We start from the raw sequence: 23,197 nt of genomic DNA, 5'->3' as shown, positions 1-23,197 counted from the left end.
ACAACCCGGTCGTGTGCATTTCACGGGCCTTGGCGAGTACGCGTAGGCTCTCGGTGTGAGTCTTCTTCTCGGCGCCGAACAGCTGCACCTGCAATACCCGAATAGGGTCGTTCTCGATTCCGTGACCCTCGGCATCTTCGAGGGCGACAGAATCGGGATCGTTGGTCGCAACGGCGATGGTAAGAGCTCCCTCATTCGCCTTCTCTTTGGCGAACTTGAGCCCTATAGCGGTCGTGTGACTCCCAGAAACGGCGTACGCATGGGCTTGCTTTCCCAGTCGGATTCGCTTGACGAAAACCAGACCGTGCGTCACGAGATTGTGGGCGACGCCCCCGAACACGAATGGGCTTCCGACCCGAAAATCCGCGACATCATCCAGGGCCTCCTCTCCGACATCCCTTTCGAGCGGAGCATTGGCGCGCTTTCGGGTGGGCAGCGCCGCCGCGTGGCCCTCGCACAATTGCTTGTGGGTGACTGGGACGTGATCGGCCTCGATGAGCCCACAAACCACCTGGATCTCGAGGGCATCCACTGGCTTGCCCGCCATATCAAAGGCCGCTGGGGCGCTGGCCAGGGCGCTTTCATCGTCATCACTCACGATCGTTGGTTTCTCGATGAAGTGTGCACGAGCACGTGGGAGGTGCACGATGGAATCGTCGAGCCCTTCGAAGGCGGGTACGCAGCTTACGTTCTCCAGCGAGTCGAGCGTGACCGCATCGCCGCCGCAACCGAACAAAAACGCCAAAACCTTGCGCGCAAGGAGCTCGCGTGGCTGCGCCGCGGAGCGCCGGCTCGCACGTCGAAGCCACGTTTCCGTATCGAGGCCGCCAACGCGCTCATCGCCGACGTGCCCGAGGTTCGCAACCCGCTCGAGCTCAAACGACTTGCGACGGCGCGCCTTGGCAAGGACGTTGTTGACCTCATCGATGCCGGCGTGAGCTACGGCGACACCACGATCTTTTCGGACGTCACCTGGCGCATTGCGCCCGGTGAGCGCACCGGCATTCTTGGCGCGAATGGCGCCGGTAAGTCCACGCTTTTGGGCCTCATTGCGGGCACTCTCGAACCTACCGAAGGGCGGGTGAAGCGTGGGAAGACCGTCCAGGTGGCGGTGCTCGACCAGCAATTTCGCGAACTCGAAGAGATCGCGGATGATCGAGTGCGAGACGTACTCGCGCGCTCCAAGACGACCTTCACGATCGACGGGAAAGACTTCACGCCGGCGAAGCTTCTCGAACGTCTCGGCTTTGCCAAGGATCATCTGTCCACGCGTGTGGGTGACCTGTCGGGTGGCCAGCGTCGGCGCCTCCAGCTTTTGCTTGTGCTTTTGAGTGAACCGAACGTGCTGATTCTCGACGAGCCTACGAACGATGTGGACACCGACATGCTCACGGCCCTCGAGGACATGCTGGATTCGTGGCCCGGAACCCTCATCGTCGTGTCGCATGATCGCTACCTGCTCGAACGCGTGAGCGATCAGCAGTATGCGGTGATCGGAGGAACTCTCCGTCACCTTCCCGGCGGGGTGGACGAATACCTTCAGCTGCGCGCACAGGAAGAACACGAACGTGCGGGTGCGGGCGGCGGCAGTGCAAAATCCGACGCTTCCTCGGCCTCTTCCAGCGGCCTTTCCGGCGCGGAGCGCAGAGCCGCAGAGAAGGAAGCCAATGCGATTGAGCGGCGCATCGATAAGCTCCGCTCACAGATCGAGAACATTCACGCGGAACTTGCCGCGCACGACCCTTCTGATTTCGAAGGGTTGACCGTGCTTGGCCAGAAGGTGCGCGAGCGTGAAGACGAGATCGCCGAGTGCGAAGAACGTTGGCTCGAGATCCTCGAACAGATCGACGAGGCGTGAAGCGGCATCACACCGACATGCGCCGAACACGCTCGCGGGGACTACCGTTATTGCGCCCCGACATCGTCGTGCTCTTGACGCCGTTGCGGCGCCGCCCGGCATCATCAAAAGCTTGGACGTTCGAGACACCAATGCGCGTTTCACTCTCGAAGCGGTATTTCTTGTCCGTGTTGCGGTAACGCAAATAGAAGAACGAGTACACCGACGTAAAAACGACGAACGCGAGAACGAACGGGGCCGCGATGACGGCGACACTCGCGTCCCCACTGCCGGAACTCGAATCAGCGAGGACGTGACCGAGCGTAAGGAGCTCGTGTATGGCGACTGCAGTTCTCATAGGACCACCGCCCCGAGTGCGAGAGGGAGAGTGACGGCAAATGTTGCGATCGCGGAGATTGCGGCGCAGCCGAAGAGCTTGAGTTTGTCTACGGGAACGGAACCCATGGTGCGACCGTTTCGGCCGTTGACGGCAATGTAGTGGATCAAACCATTGCGCTCATCCTGGTAGCTGTAGAGCCAGATTGGAAGGTAGAGCGCGACCCAGCGCGTGCCGTGGATCTCGAGCCCCTCGCTTTCCCAACGAACGCCGCGATCGTAATCGCGGATCATGAGGTCGGCGCGTGAGCGAGCGATCGAGAGGAAGTTGTTTTCGACCGTGTCGTCAATGTCGTCGATATCGAGGTCGCGGCGCTCCGAGGTGAAGCCCGCGAGGTAGTTCGAGTTGTAGGCGACGGCATTCTTGGTGTCGAAAGGGAGAATCGCGTTGAGAACGTTGTTGGTATTCACGCTCGTGTTCATGTTCGCGCGTGAACTGTTGGTTTCCGCGATCAGATCGTCCACCGTGAAATCGAATTTTCGCCCGAGCGTGTATTCCTGGATGTCCGAGACGCGCTCGGTTTGATTTTCGCTTACGCGCCTCGTGTAGCGGCGAAGAGTCACTTCACCCCGGCCCTCGACGGTAGCGGTGAGGTTTCCGTCAACGGTCATGTAGGGAACGTAGACGCCCACGACATTTTCGGGTGTGAAGTTCGACTTGAACTGGCTCGTGGCGAAGAAGCGCCGGTCGCCCGCGAACTCGCGAACCTTCTCGACGCCCTGCTCGTGTGTGAGCACAAAAGGCAGCACTGCATCGGGGACCGCACCGTTAGGGATTTGCTGATTGAGCGAGAGCACCTGGCGGCACCAGTGGCAGCGCGCCTGGAGCGATTCGTTCGCTTTGATAACGACCTCGGCACCGCAGCCCTGGCACTTGAGCGTCACGACTGAGGCATCGACCGCGATGTCGTTCGTGCCCGAACCGCGCACGGTGCCACGAAGCTGTTCAATGGGGGAGTCGAGCCCGAAGGCCGTCTCCGCGATCTTTTCGTTGAACTCAAAGCGGCAGTACCGGCACACGAGTGCCTGGTGTTGGAGCGAATAGCCGATGTCGGTCGAGCCGCACCTCGGGCACTTGTCGAACCCGTCGGTTTTCCCGCTCGCGGTATTGATGACTCGCTCGGCGGTGGGCTCAACGAGCGTATCCACGATGTCTTGAGCGGCGGTGCGCCCCTTGACGACGTTCACGTCGTTGAGATCGGGGCCGCTCACGTGAGGTGCTCCTTCGGGCCTCGGGCGTGCAGAACCGGCCCCCTGGCCTTCATAAGGTGTGGGGACCGGTCCCGTGCCAGGTGCGTAGGTCAAAGGCCGAGTGCCTTCTTCTTCGCGGCCTCGTAGTCAGCCTCGGTGATGAGACCCTGGTCGAGCATTTGCTTGAACTGGGCGAGTTTCTCCGCGGGGTTCGGCTCGGCGCCGCCTTGGTTGGACTGCGCCTGCTGGCTCTGCTGGCCCTGCGGGCTCTGGCCCTGGCCGGCGAACGGGCCCGACGCTTGCGCAGGCTGCATGAAGCCGCCCACGGCCCCGGCGCCCATGCCCATCATGGCGAGACCCGTGCCCCCACCACCGTTTTCGCCCGCAGACTGCACGCCGCGCGCCACCGCTTGGTTGACGAAGCTCTGATTACGGTTGCCCGAGAGAGCGTCCGCCGCCTGGACGTCCTTGAGGAGCTTGCGGGTGTTTTCGTCGTACTCGATCGAGGCGATCGCGACTTTTTCGATGACGAGGCCGCGGTCGGTCGTCCAGCGGTAGTTTTCCTCGACGACGCTCGAGAGCGAGGCTGCGAGGCCGAGGGAATCGGACTGGATCTTCGTGATGCGGTTGTTCTTATCCGGGTCGTTCGTGTAGCGGGAGAACGCTGGTGCAAGCGAGGACACGACTTCCTGGAACAGTTGGTTCGCAGCGTCGTTGTTCGTATCCGTGAAGTCGAACACCGGGGCGTTCGCCGAGATATAGGTGGCGGGCACCCAGTTATGAACGAAGAGGAGGGGATCGACGATGCGCATCGTGTAGGTACCGCGTGCAACGGCACCAACCTGCGCGTTCATGTATTGGTCATCCCAGTAGATTTCCGACTGCGTACCGAAGCGATTGTTCGGAAGCTCCTTGAGGCTCACGAAGAACGCGAGCTGCTGCGAGCCGGGCTGACCACCGAACTTGAAGCGCTCCCACGACGTGCCGAGGGTCGAAGCGAGAATCCCGTCGTTCGCGAAAATTGTGCGCGAATTCGGGTCGCCCGAGCGCCACTCGTAGCCGCCGGCTTCCGTGATGAGGCCGGTCACGCGACCGTCCTGAAGGGTGATGAGGCCGTAACCGGCCGGCACGACAATCCGCGAGCCGTTCGAGATAATGTTCTCGCTCCCGCGGGTGTTTGAGCCGCGGCCAGCATTGGTGCCACGCGGAACCGCGGGGAAGAGCGCCGCGGTGGGCGCGAGACCGGAGGGAACGGTCAGGTAGTCCTTCCACTGATCGGCGAAGCTGCCGCCGAGTGCGTCTTTGAAAGCTTGAATGAAACCCACGAAAACTCCTCTGATAGGGGCCGACAGCCCCGATTATATAAGGGCTATGTCACAGTCAGAAGCTGTCTCCTGAGAGTTATTTCGTCTTCGTCTTGCCCTCCACGGTGAGGAGCTGAGGGCTGGCTTCGAGGCCGCGAAGACCGTTCCACGCGAGATTGACGATGTGGCTTGCGACCACCTCTTTCGAGGGGCGGCTCGCCTCGAGCCACCACTGTCCCGTGTAGGACACGATCCCCACGAGCATCTGCGCATACATCGCTGCATACAGGGACGTGTATTTCTGTGCGTGCATGTGTTTGACGAGCAAGTCCTCGACCTGGTGTGCAACGTCCACGAGCAGCGCCGAATACGTGCCCGATGTTTGCGTCGCGGGGGAGTCGCGCACGAGAATCTGGAATCCGTCCTCGTTTTCCTCGATGTAGGTGAGGAAGGCGAGCGCGGCCTTTTCTACGAGAACGCGCGGATGCTGGTGAACGTCCTGAAGTGCTTCCTCGAGTACGCGCAGGAGGTGGTCGGTTTCGCGATCGACAATGACGGCGTAAAGCCCTTCCTTGCCACCGAAGTGCTCGTAGACGATCGGTTTCGAGACTCCTGCCTTAGCCGCGACCTCCTCAACGCTTGTCGCGTCATAGCCCTTCTGTGCAAAAAGCGAGCGGCCAACGGTGACAAGTTGCTCGCGGCGCTGGCGCCCCGTCATGCGAGGGGAGCGGGCGCGGGGAGAGCGTGAATCAGACATGCGTAACATTTTCTCACGCCGCGGTGTGGATTTTTTTCGCTCGCGGGCCTTGAGGGGCTAGGCTTATCTTCGGCGCCCTCGGGCCCCTCCGCGATGGTGTAATCGGCAACACCCCAGTTTTTGGTTCTGGTATTCTAGGTTCGAGTCCTGGTCGCGGAACGATCCATCACCGGATTGATCGCACCGGATACAAGGAGCACCCTCCCGTGGTCACTCACTCGCCCGCAGCAGTTGTCGTTCTCGCGGCAGGCGCCGGGACACGTATGAAATCCGCACTTCCGAAGGTTCTCCATCCCGTGTGTGGAACCTCGATGCTCATGCACGCCATTACCGCAGCCCGTGCAACGGGAGCCGAAGAGATTGTTGCGGTCGTGCGCCACAAACGCGAACAGGTGCTCGCTCATCTCGAGGAAAACGCCCCCGAGGTCACGGTCGCCGATCAGGATGAGATCCCCGGGACAGGCCGTGCCGTGCAGTGTGGTCTCGACAAGGTCGAGGCAGCCGTCGGAACCGTGCTCGTGACGTACGGTGACGTGCCCCTCCTTCAAGGTGACACCCTCCGAGCCTTTGTGGAGGCTCACGAGGCAACCCACTCGAGCGTGTCGATCCTCACCGCGCGCGTCGAGGACCCGACCGGATACGGCCGAATCGTGCGAAGCGCTGACGGCACCCAGGTTGACGCCATCGTGGAGCACAAGGACGCGAGCGAAGAGCAGCGCGCCATCAACGAAATCAACTCTGGTATCTGCGCATTCGACCTCGAGTTCCTGCGCGAAGCGCTCACGAAGGTCGGCACCGATAACTCGCAGGGCGAGATGTACCTCACCGACGTCCCCGGCATCGCGCGTGCCGAGGGAAAGAAGGTCAGCGCCTACGTCACTGACGACCCGATCCAGGTCGAAGGCGCAAACGACCGCGTGCAGTTGAGTGCCCTGGGCGCTGAAATGAATCGCCGCACGCTTGTGCGTCACATGCGCGCCGGCGTGAGCATTATTGACCCCCACTCAACCTTCATCGATCCCGATGTCGAAATTGGCGAGGACACGACGATTCTTCCGGGCGTGCAATTGCACGGACGCTGCGTCATTGGCAGTGAGGTGACCGTCGGACCAGACACCACGTTGACGGACGTCACCATCCACGACCGAGCCGAGGTTGTGCGCACCCACGGTTTTGGTGCCGTCATCGGGGAGGGCGCTACCGTTGGCCCGTTCACCTACCTGCGCCCCGGAACTGTGCTCGGCAAGGCCGGCAAGATTGGCGGTTTCTGCGAAACGAAGAACGCCCAGATCGGCGATGGTGCCAAAGTTCCCCACCTCTCCTACGTGGGTGATGCCGAGATCGGTGAGGGGACAAACATCGGCGCGGCAACGATTTTCGCGAACTACGATGGGGTGCACAAGCACAGGAGCGTCGTAGGCAAGCACGTGCGCGTGGGGAGCGACAGCGTTCTCGTGGCGCCCGTGACGATCGGCGACGGTGCGGCGACGGGAGCCGGCACGGTCGTTCTCAAGGACGTCCCGCCGGGCGCACTCGCCGTCAATAACACCAAGCCTCGAATTACTGAGGGGTGGACGCTCACGAAGCGCGCGGGCACTGCCGCGGCCGAAGCCGCCGAAAATGCGCTTGACCACAACTCTGCAAACGCAACCACCGAGGAGAAGTAAAACGATGAGTGGCATCATCACCAGCGGAGAAAAGCACCTCGTTCTCGTGTCGGGACGTGCTCACCCCGTTCTTGCCGAGGAAGTCGCCAAGGAACTCGGCGTTGACCTTCTCCCGATGGACGCGTGGGATTTCGCGAACGGCGAGATCTATGTGCGGTATGGCGAAAGCGTGCGCGGCGCCGACGTCTTCGTTCTCCAGTCGCATCCTGCACCGATCAACAACTGGCTCATGGAGCACCTCATCATGGTGGACGCGCTCAAGCGCGCTTCCGCCAAGCGCATCACGGCGATTGCCCCGAGCTACCCGTATGCGCGCCAGGATAAGAAGCACCGCGGTCGCGAACCGATCTCGGCCCGCCTCGTCGCCGACCTTTACAAGACCGCTGGCATCGATCGCCTCGTCTCGGTGGACCTCCACGCCCCGCAGGTGCAGGGCTACTTCGACGGTCCCGTTGACCACCTCATGGCGATGCCGATCCTCGCCAAATACGTCGAGGCAACCTACGGCGAAGAGGACCTCTGTGTCGTTTCCCCGGATGCCGGCCGTATCGGCGTCGCTGAGAAGTGGGCGAAGCGTCTCGGCGGTGTGAACCTTGCCTTCGTGCATAAGTCACGCGATCCGCGCCGCCCCAACCAGGCCGTCGCCAAGCGGATCATCGGCGATGTGCAGGGCAAGACCTGCATCCTCGTGGACGACATGATCGACACGGCCGGAACGATTGTGCAGGCCGTTGAAGCCCTCACGAAGAACGGGGCGAAGTCCGTTGTTGTTGCAACGACCCACCCGATCTTTTCCGACCCTGCCGTTGAGCGCCTCAAGAACTCTGGCGTGCGCGAGGTCATCGCGACCAACACGCTTCCCGTGCCCGAGGAGAAGCAGTTCGAGAAGCTCACGATCCTCTCGATCGCCCCGCTCCTCGCACGCGCCATCCGCGCGGTCTTCGACGACGGTTCGGTGACGTCACTGTTTGACGGGGACGCGTAAACACTCTCCCCTTTTGCCGGCCGCGCTCTCGCGACGAGGTGACGTGCCTCGCTTCACGTCGCCGATAGCCACCCGAGTGTGCGGCCGTGCATTATGCTTGGACAGTACTTCGGCGAGGGAGGGGCACGCGCTCACTCCGTTATCGACGCGGTTAATTCCTTGGGTGCGCACCTGCGTGCTCGGGGCGCGCCGTCTCGCCCCGCTTGACACTCAAGGAGTTTCACATGGCCGAGAACATCAAGGTCGATATCCGTTCTGACTTCGGCAAGGGCTTTGCGCGCCGCATGCGCGCCGAAAGCAAGATCCCCGCGGTTCTGTACGGTCACGGCACCGAGCCGGTTCACCTCGCGCTTCCGTACCACGCGACCGCACTGGCGGCGCGCCACTCGAACGCTCTTCTCGAGCTCGAGATTCCCGAAGCTGACAGCGAGCTCGCAATCATCAAGGACATTCAGCGTCACCCGCTCTCGCGCGACATCCTCCACGTTGATCTGCTCATCGTGAAGCGCGGCGAAAAGGTCGAGGTCGACATCCCCGTCGTCGTCGAGGGCGAGCCGGAGTCGCCCGCCGTTGCCGTGGTCGACATCCAGGAGATCACCGTTCTCGCCGACGCGCTCAGCCTGCCCGAGCACATCGTCGTTGACGTTGAGGGCAAGGTCGAAGGCGACGCCATCCACGCGGGCGACCTCGATCTCGGCGATGCCGAGCTCGTCACCGATCCCGAGTACCTCGTGATCTCGATCCAGGTCCCGCAGGTTGATGAAGCTGACCTCGAGACCCCGGGCTCCGAGGACGACGAGGACGAGGAAGCAGCTGAGGGCACCGAAGAAGAGTCGTCGGAGGGCGACGACGAGTGAGTTCTGATCCGCGGCTTCGCGGATCGTGAAATCTGAGGCAGGGGCGTCGCACGAGGTGCGGCGCCCCTGTAGCCTGTTCAGGGGCCGACGGTTGCCGGTCTTTCGTTGTGACGGAAATGTTCCGATCGACACGTGCGGAAAGTGGAGTTGTGAGCGAGACGATGCTGATCGTGGGACTCGGGAATCCGGGTTCTAAATATGAAGCGACGAGGCACAACGTGGGGCACATGGTGCTTGATCGACTTGCCGATTGGGCAGGGGCGTCGTTCAAACGTCACAAGAAAGCCAATGCCTCGGTGATCGAAGGGCGCATGGGGGCACCCGGTACTGGTCGCCGAGTGGTTCTCGCGAAACTCGGGTGTTACATGAACACCTCGGGTGGGCCCGTGTCGGCCCTCGCCCAGTACTACGGGGTCGACCACGGAAACGTCGTCGTGGTACACGATGAGATCGACACGCAGTTCGGCGCGATCAAGGCGAAGCTTGGCGGGGGAGAAGGCGGGCACAACGGCCTTCGCGACATTACTCGTGCGCTCGGCACGAAAGATTACTTGCGCGTCCGGGTGGGTGTGGGGCGCCCGCCGCAGGGGCGCGACACCGCTGACTATGTTCTGGCGCCGTTTTCTATGGCGGAGCGTAAGGTGCTCGACGACCTTGTGACGTCAGCCGGGCAGTGCGTGGAAATGCTTGTGGAAAAGGGACTCGTGGAAGCGCAGCAGGAATTTCACTCGCGCGAGGCGATTCGCCCGTGAGTATCGCCCCCGTTCTCGCGGCTGCCGCGCAGTCCGCCGATCTTGCCCGATTTGCCGAGGCCGATTTCTCGCACGATTCGCTTAGCGTTATCGCCACGAGCGGCATGCACCCGCTCTATCTTGCGGATGCAGCTTCGCGCAGGGGGCCGATGGACCCACTCGTGGTGGTCACTGCCACGACGCGTGAAGCCGAGGACCTCGCCGCCCAGGTTGAAGCATTCGTCCCCGGTGCCAAGGTGGCGCTTTTCCCAGCATGGGAAACACTCCCACACGAGAGGCTTTCGCCGCGAAGCGATACGGTCGCGCGCAGGCTTTCGACTCTGTATACGCTCGCGCATCCCGAGGAAACGGGTGGTGTGGAGGTCCTCATGATGCCCGTGCGTGCGCTCGTGCAGCCCATGGCGCGGGGCCTCGAGAAGCTCGCACCCGTGCATCTTGAACGCGGCGAGTTTATCGAGATCGACGAGCTCGTGGAAAAGCTCGTGGGCGCAGCGTACTCGCGCGTGGATATGGTGTCCGCGCGTGGCGAGTTTGCTGTGCGCGGTGGGATTGTAGACGTGTTCCCACCGACTCTTTCGCATCCCGTTCGCCTCGACTTCTTTGGTGATGAGCTCGAGGAGATCCGCTACTTTTCTGTCGCGGATCAACGCTCGTTGGAGGAGACCCTCGAGATCGTTGACGCGCCCGCGTGCAGGGAAATTCTCTTGACGGACGAGGTGCGCGAGAGGGCGCGCGCCGCGATTGAGCAGCTTCCCGGCGCGGCCGATCTTCTCGGTCGTCTCGCAGAGGGGATCGCCGTTGAGGGCATGGAGTCCCTGACCCCGCTTCTCGTGGGGGAGATGGTCAGCCTCGTGGATGTGCTTCCGGCAAAGTCGAGTGTCGTTTTCGTGGAGCCGGAGCGGATCTGCACCCGCGTGGAGGAGCTCGTGCGCACGACGGACGAGTTCCTTGAAGCCGCATGGACCAGTGCGGCACAGGGCGGCGCTGTACCGATCGACGTGGCGCAAGCAAGTTTTTCGACGCTTGAAGACACGCTCGGAGAGCTTGAAGCTCGGCAGATTCCCGTCTCGAGTATTGCACCGTTTGGGCTCGATGCTGATCTCACATCACACGCAAAGCCGCACCCGGGCTATGGTGGCTCGATTGCGAATGCCGCGCGTGATCTCGCACAGCACGTGAGCGAAGGCTGGCGGGTGGTCCTCACAACCGCCGGCGCGGGAACCGGGCGCCACATCGCCGATGCGCTCACGGAGGCGGGGGTGGCGGCGCGGTTCAGCGCCGATCTCGACGAGGAACTTCCGGCCACGCACGTCAGTATCACGACCGGCCCGATTACCGAGGGCGTTCTCCTCGAGGACGTCAAGATTATGCTCATGTGCGAGCGTGACATGACGGGCAAATCCGCTGCGCGGCGATCACACACCAAGAAGCTTGCTTCCCGCAGGCGCGCCAGTGTTGACCCCCTTCAGCTGTCGCCTGGGGACTACGTTGTGCATAACCACCACGGGGTGGGCCGGTTTGTCGAAATGACAAGCCGTACAGTGGGCACGGGTGACAAGCGCGCGACTCGTGAGTACCTCGTGATTGAGTATGCAAGCTCGAAGAAGGGGCAGCCGGGGGACCGGCTCTACGTGCCGAGCGACCAGCTTGATCAGGTCACGAAGTACGTCGGTGGCGAAGCACCAAGCGTGAACAAGATGGGCGGTAGCGACTGGTCAAAGACCAAATCGCGCGCACGCAAGGCCATCCGCGAGATCGCCGACGAGCTCGTGAGGCTCTATAGCGAGCGCCAGCGCAGCTCTGGTTTCGCCTTTTCTCCCGATACGCCGTGGCAGCATGAACTCGAGGATGCTTTCGAATATACGGAAACTCCCGATCAGCTCTCGACGATCGACGATATTAAGCGGGACATGGAAAAGCCGCTCCCGATGGATCGTCTCGTGTGTGGCGACGTGGGCTATGGCAAAACCGAGGTTGCGGTACGCGCAGCATTCAAGGCCGTCCAAGACGGTAAGCAGGTTGCGGTTCTATGCCCCACCACCCTTCTCGCCCAGCAGCACATCGAGACCTTCACCGAGCGATACGCGGGATTCCCCGTGAACGTGCGAGGCCTTTCGCGGTTCCAGACTCCATCCGAGTCGAAAGCTGTGATCGAAGGACTCAAGGACGGCTCGGTTGACGTGGTGATTGGCACCCACCGCCTGATCACAGGGCAGGTGCGGTTTAAGGATCTTGGCCTCATCATCGTCGATGAGGAGCAGCGCTTTGGCGTTGAACACAAGGAAACGCTCAAGGCGCTTCGCACGAATGTTGACGTGCTCGCGATGTCGGCGACGCCGATCCCGCGAACTCTCGAGATGGCCGTGACCGGCATTCGAGAACTTTCCACGCTTGCCACGGCCCCCGAGGAGCGCCACCCCGTGCTGACGTACGTCGGTGCTCACGAGGACGCGCAGGTAAAGGCCGCGATCAGGCGCGAGCTGCTTCGTGAGGGCCAAGTGTTTTACATTCACAACCGCGTGGAAGATATTGACCGTACCGCCGAGCACTTGCGCGAGCTCGTGCCCGATGCGCGCGTGGAGGTTGCCCACGGCAAACTGAATGAGGCTCAGCTCGAACGGGTCATTCTTGACTTCTGGGAAAAGCGCTTCGACGTGCTCGTGTGTACGACGATCGTCGAGACGGGACTCGATATCTCGAGCGCGAACACTCTCATTGTTGAAAACGCCGACCGTTTTGGGCTCTCGCAGCTTCACCAGCTCCGCGGCCGCGTGGGTCGTTCGCGAGATCGTGCCTACGCCTACTTCCTGTATCCGCCGGTAAAACCGCTCACGGAAACGGCTCACGATCGCCTGACGACCCTTGCAACGCATTCCGAGCTTGGCGCCGGCATGCAGGTCGCGATGAAAGACCTCGAAATCCGTGGCGCCGGAAACTTGCTCGGCGGAGAACAGTCGGGCCATATCGCCGGAGTTGGCTTCGACCTCTACGTGCGCATGGTTGGCGAGGCTGTCGCGGCGTTCAAGGGTGAACTCGACCAAGGCGCGAAGGAGACGAAGGTCGAACTCCCACTCAACGCACACATTCCCGTCGAATACATCGATTCCGAGCGTTTGCGCCTCGAAGCGTATTCAAAGATTTCGGCGGCGAAGAGCGCGGACGAACTCGAAGGCGTGCGTGCCGAGGTCGAAGACCGCTACGGTAAGCCACCAGCCGAGGTTGAACGGCTCTTCCACGTCGCGCGTTTCCGCTTGGATGCCTCCGAGGCGGGCATCGACGAGGTGCAGGTGCAAGGCAAGATGATTCGTTTTGCCCACGTCGAAGTCTCCGACAGCGTCCAATTGAAGCTTCGCCGGCTGTACCCGGGAACTGTTCTCAAGCCTGCTCTTCGCCAGGTGCTCATTCCACACCCGCGAACCCAGCGCATTGGGGGCATTCCGCTTGCTGATGAGGAACTGCTTGAGTTTTGTCGCGGCGTGCTGGCGCACCTCAAGCCCGAGTGGGCGAAAGAACGCGGCATCGAGGTCGCTGAGCAACCGTCGGAACCTTCCCGCCCCCGTACTTTCGGTCAACGTTCGCCACGCGCGAGCAGGCTCGAGAATTCGCGTCGCGATGCGCCGCAAGGGACACGCCAGGCGGGTCTTGGACGAAAGGGACATGCGTGATGAACGGTTCTTTTTCGGGTGAGCTCAAGGTTGTTCCCGTCTCGCCTCTGAACGCGCCGGGGCTCATGACCTCGCGGGGCTGGGATGTTCTCAGGGAAGCCCAAAGCGTGGCACTGTCGTGCGCGCACCCGGCGTGGGAGGCACACGTGCGCGAGGCCGGGATCGAGTGCGTGCGACTTGAAAGCGCAAGTGCACACGAGCTTGCGCGCTCGGTCGGCGAGTGGCTCGGGGATTCCGACGGCTGCCCGGGTGGGTATCTCGCCTGGCTCTGCGATTCCGAGCACCCCCACCTTCCGTCGCCGATCGAGACGATTGGCGCGCTCGAAGAGGCCTCCGGTGGGCCCATCGATGCGGATTATGTTTTCGCGTCCCCCGTCGCTCCCGGCGCTGCGGTCGTCGAGTCGGTGAGGATTATGCACGAGCTTCGCAGCCCGGGGGGCGATCCGTGGAGCGCTGCCCAGACACACGGTTCTCTTTCGCGATACTTGCTCGAGGAAACCCACGAGGTTCTTGCCGAACTTGAGCGCGAGCCGATTCGTACATCGGAGCTCGTTGACGAGTTCGGGGACCTGCTGTTTCAGCTCGTGATTCATGCGCGAATCGGCATGGAGGAAGCTGAGCCGTGGACGCTGGATTCGGTTGCCCGGTCTCTCAACGCGAAGATGTATCGCCGAAACCCGCATGTGTTTGGACCCGAGCGCGAGGATTTGAGCGTCGAAGAGATTACGGCGCGGTGGGACCGCATCAAGTCGCAGGAGAAGCCGCGCCGGAGCCTCGGCGAAGGCATTCCGCTCGCGCTTCCGGCGCTTCAGCGCGCCTTCAAAATTGCCGCGCGTGCCGAGGCAGAGGGGCGCACAGAAGAGCTACGTGAACTCCTCAGCGAGGTCGCCCCGCACGACAGCGACGGAGCGCGACTCATGACCATTGCGATCGCGGCGGCGCGACGTGACGACGACCCGGAATCGGCGCTGCGTACGCTCGTGTCTCGGCTCGAAGCCGAGCTTCTTCGCGACTGAAGTCCCACCCTGTGACGTGGGACACATGCGCCGCGCCCGAGGTGTGAGTGCCCCTTCAGGGAGATCACACATTTCACACTAGACTTGAGGGCGAAGGTCAAAGGCGACCCGCCACTTGAAAATCCTGACTAAGGAGGCCATCTCATGGCATTCATCTTCGACGTTCGCGGTCGCGAGATTCTCGATTCGCGCGGCAACCCCACCGTTGAGGTCGTTCTGACGACCGACGAGGGCTACCAGTTCCTCGGCCAGGTTCCTTCGGGCGCCTCGACCGGTGCTTTCGAGGCCGTTGAGCGCCGCGATGGTGACAAGGGCCGTTACCTCGGCAAGGGCGTTTCGCAGGCTGCTGCCGCGGTCGCCGAAGAGCTCTCCGAGAAGATCGAGGGCATGGATGTTACCGACCAGCGTGCGATTGACCTTGCGATGATCGAGGCTGACGGCACCGACAACAAGGGCAAGATTGGCGCAAACGCCATCCTCGGCGTGTCGATCGCCGTGGCAAAGGCCGCTGCTGCCGAGGCTGAACTTCCCCTCTACCGTTACGTGGGCGGCCCGAACGCGCACGTGCTCCCCGTTCCCATGATGAACATCCTCAACGGCGGCTCGCACGCTGATTCGAACGTGGACATCCAGGAATTCATGATCGCCCCGATCGGTGCCCCGACTTTCGTTGAGGCCGTCCGCATGGGCGCCGAGGTTTACCACAACCTCAAGAAGGTTCTTCACGATCGCAGCCTCGCCACCGGTCTTGGTGACGAGGGCGGCTTTGCCCCGAACCTTGAGTCGAACCGTGCCGCTCTCGACCTCATCATCGAGGCTATCGAGAAGGCGGGCTTCACCCCGGGTAAGGACGTCGCACTTGCGCTCGACGTCGCTGCCTCGGAGTTCTACGAAGACGGCTCCTACCTCTTCGAAGGTGAGAAGAAGTCGGCCGAAGACATGATCGCCTACTACAGCGAGCTCGTGGATGCCTACCCGCTCGTGTCGATCGAGGACCCGCTCGATGAGGAAGACTGGGACGGCTGGGTTGCCATCACCGAGAAGCTCGGCAAGAAGGTCCAGCTCGTTGGCGACGACCTCTTTGTGACCAACCCCGTGCGCCTCGGTAAGGGCATCGAAAATGGTGCCGCCAACGCGCTCCTCGTGAAGGTCAACCAGATCGGCACTCTCACCGAAACCTTCGAGGCCGTGGATCTGGCGACCCGCAATGGCTTCTCCTCGATGATGTCGCACCGTTCGGGCGAGACCGAGGACACGACCATTGCTGATCTCGCCGTCGCGCTTGGCACCGGCCAGATCAAGACCGGTGCTCCCGCTCGCGGCGAGCGCGTGAACAAGTACAACCAGCTCATCCGCATTGAAGATGAGCTTGGCGACTCGGCCGTGTACGCGGGCGCTTCGGCATTCCCGCGCTTCAAGGCCTGAGCAGTTTACGATAGGGCGTATGCCTGATTCAGTAACGCGCCGTAGGAGCGCCCCGTCGTCACCGGCGGGGCGCTCCTCGGCGTCACGGCGGCGCCAAAGCGCCGCCCCATCGGCCCTGGCTGCACGGCCGAGCCGCCGCCCGGCATCCGGCCGCACAAAGACCCCCCGTAGGAATACCTCCCGTGCGCAAGGATCGGTAAGAGCTGGTGCCCGCAAGGTGCTCACGCCCATCGCGGGGCTTACGGGCCGCTCGCTCGTGTTGCTCGCGATTACCCTGATCGCGCTCGTGGCGCTCGTACCAACCGTCAACGGGTACGTCATGCAGCAGCAACGACTCAGCAGCCTGCGGGCGCATGTTGCCGAGCAAGAGCGAGAGGTTGAGGGCCTCGAAGCCGAGGTGGCCCGGTGGCAGGATCCAACGTTCGTCTCCGCGCAGGCTCGCAAACGCTTGCTGTTTGCCTACCCCGGGGAAACGCAATATCGTTTGACGGATTCGAGCGGCGCCGAGGTGCCCCAGACCGAGCAGGCGGCTCATGAGGAAGAAGCCGCAAAAACCGCGTGGTTCGGCACGATGTGGGATTCGCTTGTGGCTGCGAGTCAGGCTGCACCGCCCGAGGATCCCGCCGCTACTTTAGGCCCGTAGGGTCCATAGACCGAAAGGTTTCATTGCTCCATGCCCACCCCGCTTGAACCACTTCCGTTCGAGAGCGAGGCAACCGAGGGCGATCTTGCCCTCATGGCCCGTCAACTTGGCCGCACGATGCGCGGCGTCCACTCGATTGCACGTCGCTGCGCGTGCGGAGCGCCCGCCGTCGTCCGCACGACACCACGGCTTCCCGATGGTTCCCCTTTCCCCACCAGTCTCTATCTCACGCTACCGTCGATGGTCGAGGCCTGCTCGCGTCTCGAAGCGCGCGGGCTGCTCGCCGAGTGGACGGCTGAACTCGAGGGGAGCGAGGAGCTCAAAGAGCGCTATGCGCGCGCCCACGAACGCTATCTGGTGCGTCGCGCCGAGCTTGGCAACGCCGAGGAAATTGAGGGCATCAGTGCGGGCGGAATGCCGTCGCGAGTAAAGTGCCTGCACGCGGTGGTTGGTCAGGCCCTCGCAGAGGGGCCCGGCGTGAATCCCTTTGGTGACCGCGCGCTTGAGATGGCTTCCGCTGAAACAACTATCGACCGATGTCGCTGCGAGGTTACGCCTGCAACGCTTGAGGAGGCAGAAAAGTGAGCCGCCGCGTCGCCGCGATTGATTGCGGCACCAATTCGATTCGACTTCTCGTTGCCGAGGAGGATTCCGACGGCTCCCTGCGCGACATCGCCCGCGATATGAAAATTGTGCGCCTTGGTTACGGGGTCGATCGCACGGGGCGCCTTGACCCCGAGGCGATCGCGCGCACGCTCGACGCGACGCGCGAATACGCGAAAGTCATTGAAACGAGCGACGTCGAGGGCGTGCGGTTTGCCGCCACGAGTGCAAGCCGTGATGCTGAGAACCGCGCCGAGTTTATCGATGGCGTGCGGGAAATTCTCGGGATCGAACCCGAAGTTATTGAGGGAACGGAAGAAGCAAGTCTCAGCTACCGTGGCGCTGTGGCAACGCTCCCGGATCCTGGACCATCGCCGCGCCTCATTGTTGACATTGGCGGGGGCTCGACCGAGCTCGTGTATGGCGAAGATGAGCCGCTCGCCGAAGTAAGCCTCGATATGGGCTCGGTGCGCCTCACTGAAAGGCATTTGAGCGCGGATCGCGTAAGCGAAGGCGACATCGAAGCCGCGACGCGCGACATAGATGCGCTGCTCGACTCAGCCGCGCGCGCAATCGATTTCGCGTCGGTGCGAGGCATCGTGGGCGTCGCAGGAACCGTGACGACGCTGACTGCCATCGCCCTGGGTCTCGAGGAATACACGCCTGAGTTGAGCCACGGTGCGAGCATCGATCCCGAGGATTTCACGGCGCTCAGCTACCGAATTCTTCGCTCGAGCTCCACGGAGCTTTCGGCGTTTCCGGCGATCCACCCCGGTCGGGTTGACGTGATCGGCGCGGGAGCGCTGATCTGGGCGCGAATTCTCGAGCGCGTGGCGAACGAGGGGAGCCTCGAACGCGTCACCACAAGCGAACACGACATCCTGGATGGGCTCGCCATGAGCGTGCTCGATTCACTCAGTTTGGAAAAGCCCCAGCGTGATTGAATTGCATCGTTAGCGATGTGGAAAGGCAAGTTCACACACATGAACATCAATTCAGGAAACAAGCCGCACGTTCTCGTTCTCGGTGGCGGCAGCGTTGGCATGAACGTCGCAGCCGAACTGCGTAAGAAGGCTGGCAACAACGTTGCCATCACGGTCGTGGACACGCGCCCGTACCTCACGTACCAGCCGTTCCTGCCCGAAGTTGGCGCCGGTGCGATTGACCCGCGCAACGTTCTCGCTCCGCTGCGCAAGATCCTGCAGGGGACGAAGGTCGTGACGGGCGCGGTCGAGAAAATCTCGCATGCGGATCGCGTCGTGACCGTCGCCCTCGAAGGCGAAGAGTCGATTGAGATTAGCTACGACTACCTTGTCGTGGGGCTCGGCTCCGTTCCGCGTACGCTCCCGATTCCGGGCCTCGCGGAAAACGCGATTGGCTTCAAGTGGGTCGAGGAAGCCGTCGCTGTGCGCGACCGCATTCTCAGCAACCTCGCTGAGGCTGCGTCGACCAAGGATCCGGAAACCCGCAAGCGCCTGTTGACCTTCACGTTCGTGGGCGGCGGCTTCGCGGGCTCGGAAGCCCTTGCTGAAGCAGAAGACATGGTCTCCGCTGCCCTCCAGTACTACCCGGATCTCCACCCCTCGGATGTCCGCTTCGTCATGATCGAAGCCATGGGCCGGATTCTCCCGGAGGTGGGCGAGGAACTCGGCAAGTATGCGCTCAAGCAGTTCCGTGAGCGCGGTATCGAGGTGAAGCTCGAAACGTTCCTCAACTCGTGTGAGAACGGCATCGTCAAGACCTCCGATGGCGACGAGTTCGCCTCCGACCTCATCGTGTGGTGCGCCGGCATCAAGCCGAACCCCGTTCTCGAGAACTCGGATTTGCCGCTCAACCAGACCGGTCGACTCGACTGCCTCGCGGATCTGCGCGTCAAGAGCGAAGATGGCCCCCTCGAAGGTGTTTTCGCCGCGGGCGACTGCACGACCGTGCCGGACCTCGCCTCGGGCGAAGGCAAGGTATGCCCGCCGAACGCTCAGCATGCTGTGCGCCAGGCCAAGACCCTCGCCGACAACGTGGCACGTGCGATCGATTCGCGCCCGCTCGTGGACTACTACCACAAGAACCTCGGCACGATGGCAACCCTCGGCATGTTCAAGGGCGTTGGCACGCTGTTCATCGGTGACAAGAAGGTGGAGCTCAAGGGCCTTCCGGCATGGCTCGGCGCCCGCGCCTACCACGTTTACGCGATGCCTACGCTCGGTCGAAAGGCCGGTGTCGTCGCGGGTTGGGCAAGCTCCCTTCTTGGCAACCGCGAAATCCTCGGCATTGCGCAGACGACCGAACCGCGCAAGGCCTTTGAACTCGCAGCAGCTTCAACTCCGAAGAAGAAGTAACTTTTGAGCATAAGCGCGTAGTTTTCTCGTGCGCATACGCAAGGCCCGGCACCTCGAGGTGCCGGGCCTTGCTGCTCTCGAAGCGGGGTAACTATGCTTGAGAGAGCGCATGCGCGAGAACAACACAGGCGTTGATGAAGGCCGGCAAGCGTCGGCCCCACGCGCCCCCGAACTGAGCCGGAGATGCCATGGAAATTTACATCCGTCCACATGCCGATGACGCGAGCAAGATCGTTGCCGATCACATCGAAGCGGTGATCCGCGAGGCGAACGGTGGCCCGGTCACGCTCGGTCTTGCCACGGGCTCGTCCCCCATTGCTGCGTATGACGAGCTCGCACGCCGCCACCGCGAGGAGGGGCTGAGCTTTGCGGAGGTCACGGTGTTCATGCTGGACGAATACGTGGGACTTTCTCCCGAGCACCCGCAAAGCTACGCACGCTTTATTCGCGAGCACCTCGTGGAGAAGGTTGACCTTGATCCCAAAAAGGTCTTTTGCCCCCGCGGTGACACCGGCGACCCGGCTCTGGAAGCAGCGCGCTATGACGCCGCGATCAAGGATGCGGGCGGTGTCAACCTTCAGCTTCTCGGAGTGGGGGCGACCGGCCACATCGGATTCAACGAACCTGGCACGTCGCTCGCCTCGCGCACGCACCTCGTGACCCTTACACCGAAGACCATTGCGGATAACGCACGATTCTTCGAGTCGAAGGATGATGTTCCCGTACACGCGATTAGCCAGGGCGTTGGCACCATCCGCGAGGCCAAGAAGCTCCTCCTGATCGCCACTGGCGAGAATAAAGCCGAAGCCATTCGCCAGACGATCGAGGGTGGCGTGAGCGCACGCTGGACTTCGACCGCGCTTCAGCTGCACGAAGATGCGACGATCGTCGTGGACAGCGCCGCGGCTTCGAAGCTTGACTACCTCGACTACTACCGCTTTATCGACGCGAACCGTCAGTAAGCAGCCCCTGCGCGAGGTTTTCGTCTCGCTGGCCCGGTGCAAAGCTTCGCTTTGACCGGGCCTTTCTTACAATGGGCTGCATGTCCCAAACCCAAAATGCACCCTCAACAGGCGCGCCTTCGTCGCGCCTCGATTCTTTCTTCTCGATTTCGAAGCGCGGCTCGACCGTTGGGCGTGAAGTACGCGGCGGCATGGTCACGTTCTTCGCGATGTGTTACATCATCGTGCTCAACCCGCTCATCATCGGCACAGTCCCGGATTCGACCGGCATGTATCTCGGAGGCGGGACCGAGCCCAACATGCCCGCCGTCGCTGCGGGCACCGCGCTGATCGCCGCAATCTGCTCGATCTTCATGGGGGCGTGGGCGAACTTCCCGCTCGCGATGGCTGCGGGGCTCGGCCTCAACGCTTATCTTGCCTACGGTGTCGTTTCGTTGCCCGGAATGACGTGGGCGGGGGCTATGGGTCTCGTTCTCGTCGAGGGTGTCATTATCCTTCTGCTCGTGCTCACGGGTTTCCGTAAGGCCGTGTTCCTGGCGGTTCCGCAGTTCTTGAAAACCGCCATTGCCGTGGGCATGGGGCTCTTTATCGCTTTCATTGGCCTCATCAACGCGCGCTTTGTGACAACCGGTGGTGGCACGCCTGTGCAACTCGGCAACTCCGGTTCGCTCATTGGCTGGCCCACTGCTGTGTTCGTCTTTGGTCTCGTCCTCATGATCCTTCTCTGGGTGAGGAAAGTTCCCGGCGCCATTCTCATTGCCATCATCGCCGCCACCGTGCTTGCCATTGTTGTGGAGAACACCGTGGGAATCGGCCAGTTTGCTCCCGCGACTGACGCCGATGCCGGTAATCTCTACGGTTGGTCCATGAATGTGCCTGCGCTCAGTACAAGCGCCTTCGCGCTTCCGGATCTTGGCACGCTGTTCCAGGTCGACCCGATCGGCGGCTTGCGCGCGGTAGGCGTCGTAGGCGCCATCATCGTGGTGTTCTCCCTCCTTCTCGCGGACTTTTTCGACACGATGGGCACGATGGTTGCCGTGGGCACGGAAGCTGGCCTCGTGGACGAGAACAGTGACGTCGAAAATAGCCAGCGTGTGCTCGTCGCCGATTCCGTGGGCGCAATCATGGGTGGCGTCGGCGGTGTCTCCTCCAACACGAGTTTCGTGGAAAGCGCGACGGGTGTGGGCGAAGGTGCTCGTACGGGTCTCGCCACCGTCGTGACGGGCCTGTGCTTCCTCATCGCGATGTTCTTGTCGCCGATCGTTGCGCTCGTTCCCTACGAGGCGGCAACGCCAGCGCTTGTTCTCGTCGGCTTCCTCATGATGAGCCAAGTGGTCGAGATCGACTTCAGCGATCTCACGAAGGCGATCCCGGCCTTCCTCACGATCATCCTTATGCCGTTCGCGTACTCCATCACCGTTGGCATGGGTGCGGGCTTCATCATGTATGTGGTGATCCAAATCGTCGTGGGTAACGCTAAGAAGGTGCACTGGCTCATGTACGTTGTGAGCGCGCTTTTCGTGCTGTATTTCCTCCGTGACGCTCTCACTGGGCTGCTCGGACTCTGACGCGCTTGCGACGCGCCACGCGCGTTTAGTGCGGCGATCAGGCACAATGGAAGTCATGACGCGAGCCGACTTGACGAAGAACCCCGCCGATGTTTCCACGATGTTCGACGACGTCGCGGGGCGCTACGACCTCCTCAACACCGTTCTGGCCTTTGGGCAGGACCGCGGATGGCGCACCGCCATGGTCGAGGCGCTTGATCTGCCGAAGGGGAGTGGGGCTCGAGTACTCGATGTTGCCGCGGGCACGGGCACGTCGAGCGCAGCCATTGCGCGCGAGGGGCTTCAGGTGCTCGCCTCGGATTTCTCTGCTGGCATGATGGCTGAGGGGCGCAAGCGGCAACCGCATATCCCGTTCGTGGGGGCCGACGCCACCAACCTTCCGTTCAAACCGCACTCTTTTGATGCGGCCGTGATCAGCTTCGGATTGCGTAACGTCGTGGAACCGAGGAAGGCGCTTTCCGAGATGACCCGCGTGGTCAAGCCCGGTGGCGCGGTCGTGGTGTGTGAATTCTCGACCCCGAAAAATCGGGCGTTCAGGCACGTCTATTCGCGCTACATCATGGGGTTGCTCCCTCGCGTGGCCTCGCAGGTCTCGGCGAACGGTGCAGCCTATAGCTATCTCGCGGAATCGATTCTCGCGTGGCCAGACCAAGAGGGGCTTCGCGAGTGGTTTCTCGACCTCGGCCTTGAGCGCGTGCAGTATCGCAACTTGAGTGGCGGCATTGTTGCGCTTCACAGGGGCTACGTTCCTGCCCACTAGAACTGCCGCTTCGCGGAGCGTTCCGTCTCCTCCTTCACGACCCCCCAAAAACGTTCACCGCAGCGGCGTTTGGGGGTTTTTATGGTGTGGGCCACGAATGGGTGGTGTGGGGTTGCGTGGTGGTGGGGGTGTGGGTAGTGTTTTTCCTCGTTGCCCCGGAAGGGATGCGGCGGATGCGGACCGGTTGAGACTGGTTTGTGTGTGGCGTGTTTTGGCTTGGTGGGCTGGGTTTTCACTCTTGTTGGTGTTGCGGATCACGCGGCATGGATTTGACGGGGTGGGCCTGGTTCGGTAAGTTGTAGGGGTTGCTCCAAAACGAAGTGCTCTGGTGGGTGCGGGTGTTTGGGTGCGCATGTTGTTTGATATCTCAATAGTGTGTCTGTTTATTGATGCCAATTTTTTTTGGCAGGAACATTGAATTTCTTGTTCAATTTCTGGATGGTCAGCGTAATGTTGATTGTTTTGTTTCTGCT

Annotated in this window: 19 protein-coding genes and 1 tRNA gene; 16 read left to right on the top strand and 4 right to left on the bottom strand. The window is 62.0% G+C overall.

Annotation, left to right across the window (positions count from 1 at the left end):
- Positions 1 to 55: 55 nt before the first annotated feature.
- Positions 56 to 1,858, top strand: a complete 1,803-nt coding sequence (locus tag NBW56_RS06745) for an ABC-F family ATP-binding cassette domain-containing protein (RefSeq protein ID WP_250258556.1) — start codon at positions 56 to 58, stop codon at positions 1,856 to 1,858.
- 7 nt (positions 1,859 to 1,865) lie between these two features.
- Here the strand turns inward: NBW56_RS06745 and NBW56_RS06740 are convergent, their stop codons facing one another.
- The 4 genes from NBW56_RS06740 to NBW56_RS06725 all read right to left on the bottom strand — a co-directional run bounded on the left by NBW56_RS06740 (position 1,866) and on the right by NBW56_RS06725 (position 5,485).
- Positions 1,866 to 2,195, bottom strand: coding sequence for a hypothetical protein (locus tag NBW56_RS06740; protein ID WP_250258555.1), 330 nt, complete (start codon positions 2,193 to 2,195; stop codon positions 1,866 to 1,868).
- The gene (locus NBW56_RS06735; RefSeq protein WP_250258554.1) at positions 2,192 to 3,445 is read right to left on the bottom strand and encodes a TFIIB-type zinc ribbon-containing protein; all 1,254 of its coding nucleotides are present in this window, start codon (positions 3,443 to 3,445) and stop codon (positions 2,192 to 2,194) included. Before NBW56_RS06735 ends, NBW56_RS06740 begins: the two co-directional genes overlap by 4 nt.
- An 89-nt stretch (positions 3,446 to 3,534) precedes the next feature.
- Positions 3,535 to 4,749 carry an SHOCT domain-containing protein gene (locus NBW56_RS06730; protein ID WP_250258553.1) on the bottom strand — a complete coding sequence of 405 codons (1,215 nt, stop codon included), beginning with the start codon at positions 4,747 to 4,749 and terminating at the stop codon, positions 3,535 to 3,537.
- Between the two features lie 76 nt (positions 4,750 to 4,825).
- On the bottom strand, positions 4,826 to 5,485 hold the full coding sequence (locus tag NBW56_RS06725) for a TetR/AcrR family transcriptional regulator (RefSeq protein WP_174233103.1): 660 nt from the start codon (positions 5,483 to 5,485) through the stop codon (positions 4,826 to 4,828).
- 87 nt (positions 5,486 to 5,572) lie between these two features.
- On the opposite strand from NBW56_RS06725, the gene NBW56_RS06720 reads away from it, so the two are divergent.
- The 15 genes from NBW56_RS06720 to NBW56_RS06650 all read left to right on the top strand — a co-directional run bounded on the left by NBW56_RS06720 (position 5,573) and on the right by NBW56_RS06650 (position 22,724).
- A tRNA-Gln gene (locus NBW56_RS06720) sits at positions 5,573 to 5,644 on the top strand.
- 47 nt (positions 5,645 to 5,691) lie between these two features.
- Positions 5,692 to 7,152, top strand: a complete 1,461-nt coding sequence (gene glmU, locus NBW56_RS06715) for a bifunctional UDP-N-acetylglucosamine diphosphorylase/glucosamine-1-phosphate N-acetyltransferase GlmU (protein ID WP_284346102.1) — start codon at positions 5,692 to 5,694, stop codon at positions 7,150 to 7,152.
- 4 nt (positions 7,153 to 7,156) lie between these two features.
- Positions 7,157 to 8,137, top strand: a complete 981-nt coding sequence (locus NBW56_RS06710; protein WP_065247658.1) for a ribose-phosphate diphosphokinase — start codon at positions 7,157 to 7,159, stop codon at positions 8,135 to 8,137.
- Between the two features lie 224 nt (positions 8,138 to 8,361).
- Complete coding sequence (locus tag NBW56_RS06705; RefSeq protein ID WP_250258552.1) at positions 8,362 to 8,994, top strand: 50S ribosomal protein L25/general stress protein Ctc; 633 nt, start codon at positions 8,362 to 8,364, stop codon at positions 8,992 to 8,994.
- Between the two features lie 149 nt (positions 8,995 to 9,143).
- Positions 9,144 to 9,746 carry an aminoacyl-tRNA hydrolase gene (pth, locus tag NBW56_RS06700; RefSeq protein WP_250258551.1) on the top strand — a complete coding sequence of 201 codons (603 nt, stop codon included), beginning with the start codon at positions 9,144 to 9,146 and terminating at the stop codon, positions 9,744 to 9,746.
- Positions 9,743 to 13,411: a transcription-repair coupling factor gene (mfd, locus tag NBW56_RS06695; protein ID WP_250258550.1), complete on the top strand. Its 3,669-nt coding sequence runs from the start codon at positions 9,743 to 9,745 to the stop codon at positions 13,409 to 13,411. Before pth ends, mfd begins: the two co-directional genes overlap by 4 nt.
- Complete coding sequence (locus NBW56_RS06690; RefSeq protein ID WP_236886290.1) at positions 13,411 to 14,427, top strand: MazG nucleotide pyrophosphohydrolase domain-containing protein; 1,017 nt, start codon at positions 13,411 to 13,413, stop codon at positions 14,425 to 14,427. The genes mfd and NBW56_RS06690 overlap by 1 nt, the downstream gene beginning before the upstream one ends.
- Before the next feature lie 144 nt (positions 14,428 to 14,571).
- Entirely contained in the window at positions 14,572 to 15,852 is a 1,281-nt protein-coding gene (eno, locus tag NBW56_RS06685; RefSeq protein WP_065247662.1) for a phosphopyruvate hydratase, read from the top strand.
- 217 nt (positions 15,853 to 16,069) lie between these two features.
- On the top strand, positions 16,070 to 16,495 hold the full coding sequence (locus tag NBW56_RS06680; protein ID WP_065247663.1) for an FtsB family cell division protein: 426 nt from the start codon (positions 16,070 to 16,072) through the stop codon (positions 16,493 to 16,495).
- Positions 16,496 to 16,525: 30 nt separating this feature from the next.
- On the top strand, positions 16,526 to 17,080 hold the full coding sequence (locus NBW56_RS06675) for a DUF501 domain-containing protein (RefSeq protein ID WP_065247664.1): 555 nt from the start codon (positions 16,526 to 16,528) through the stop codon (positions 17,078 to 17,080).
- The gene (locus NBW56_RS06670; protein WP_065247665.1) at positions 17,077 to 18,042 is read left to right on the top strand and encodes a Ppx/GppA phosphatase family protein; all 966 of its coding nucleotides are present in this window, start codon (positions 17,077 to 17,079) and stop codon (positions 18,040 to 18,042) included. The genes NBW56_RS06675 and NBW56_RS06670 overlap by 4 nt, the downstream gene beginning before the upstream one ends.
- A 39-nt stretch (positions 18,043 to 18,081) precedes the next feature.
- Positions 18,082 to 19,434 carry an NAD(P)/FAD-dependent oxidoreductase gene (locus NBW56_RS06665; protein ID WP_250258549.1) on the top strand — a complete coding sequence of 451 codons (1,353 nt, stop codon included), beginning with the start codon at positions 18,082 to 18,084 and terminating at the stop codon, positions 19,432 to 19,434.
- A 188-nt stretch (positions 19,435 to 19,622) separates the two neighbouring features.
- On the top strand, positions 19,623 to 20,396 hold the full coding sequence (gene nagB / locus NBW56_RS06660; RefSeq protein WP_250258548.1) for a glucosamine-6-phosphate deaminase: 774 nt from the start codon (positions 19,623 to 19,625) through the stop codon (positions 20,394 to 20,396).
- 71 nt (positions 20,397 to 20,467) lie between these two features.
- Entirely contained in the window at positions 20,468 to 21,964 is a 1,497-nt protein-coding gene (locus tag NBW56_RS06655) for an NCS2 family permease (RefSeq protein WP_250258547.1), read from the top strand.
- Positions 21,965 to 22,019: 55 nt separating this feature from the next.
- Complete coding sequence (locus NBW56_RS06650) at positions 22,020 to 22,724, top strand: class I SAM-dependent methyltransferase (protein WP_250258546.1); 705 nt, start codon at positions 22,020 to 22,022, stop codon at positions 22,722 to 22,724.
- Positions 22,725 to 23,197: the final 473 nt, after the last annotated feature.

It is taken from the genome of Dermabacter sp. Marseille-Q3180, from assembly GCF_940792985.1.
In the GTDB taxonomy this organism is placed as follows: Bacteria; Actinomycetota; Actinomycetes; order Actinomycetales; family Dermabacteraceae; genus Dermabacter; species Dermabacter vaginalis.
This window is presented reverse-complemented; position numbering and strand designations above follow the sequence as displayed.

Bases quoted from the DNA above. Each gene is read 5' to 3' on its own strand.
- NBW56_RS06740 (WP_250258555.1), bottom strand. From the start codon at position 2,195: ATGAGAACTGCAGTCGCCATACACGAGCTCCTTACGCTCGGTCACGTC.
- NBW56_RS06725 (WP_174233103.1), bottom strand. From the start codon at position 5,485: ATGTCTGATTCACGCTCTCCCCGCGCCCGCTCCCCTCGCATGACGGGG.
- NBW56_RS06710 (WP_065247658.1), top strand. From the start codon at position 7,157: ATGAGTGGCATCATCACCAGCGGAGAAAAGCACCTCGTTCTCGTGTCG.
- NBW56_RS06705 (WP_250258552.1), top strand. From the start codon at position 8,362: ATGGCCGAGAACATCAAGGTCGATATCCGTTCTGACTTCGGCAAGGGC.
- NBW56_RS06690 (WP_236886290.1), top strand. From the start codon at position 13,411: ATGAACGGTTCTTTTTCGGGTGAGCTCAAGGTTGTTCCCGTCTCGCCT.
- eno (WP_065247662.1), top strand. From the start codon at position 14,572: ATGGCATTCATCTTCGACGTTCGCGGTCGCGAGATTCTCGATTCGCGC.
- NBW56_RS06675 (WP_065247664.1), top strand. From the start codon at position 16,526: ATGCCCACCCCGCTTGAACCACTTCCGTTCGAGAGCGAGGCAACCGAG.
- NBW56_RS06665 (WP_250258549.1), top strand. From the start codon at position 18,082: ATGAACATCAATTCAGGAAACAAGCCGCACGTTCTCGTTCTCGGTGGC.
- nagB (WP_250258548.1), top strand. From the start codon at position 19,623: ATGGAAATTTACATCCGTCCACATGCCGATGACGCGAGCAAGATCGTT.
- NBW56_RS06655 (WP_250258547.1), top strand. From the start codon at position 20,468: ATGGGCTGCATGTCCCAAACCCAAAATGCACCCTCAACAGGCGCGCCT.
- NBW56_RS06650 (WP_250258546.1), top strand. From the start codon at position 22,020: ATGACGCGAGCCGACTTGACGAAGAACCCCGCCGATGTTTCCACGATG.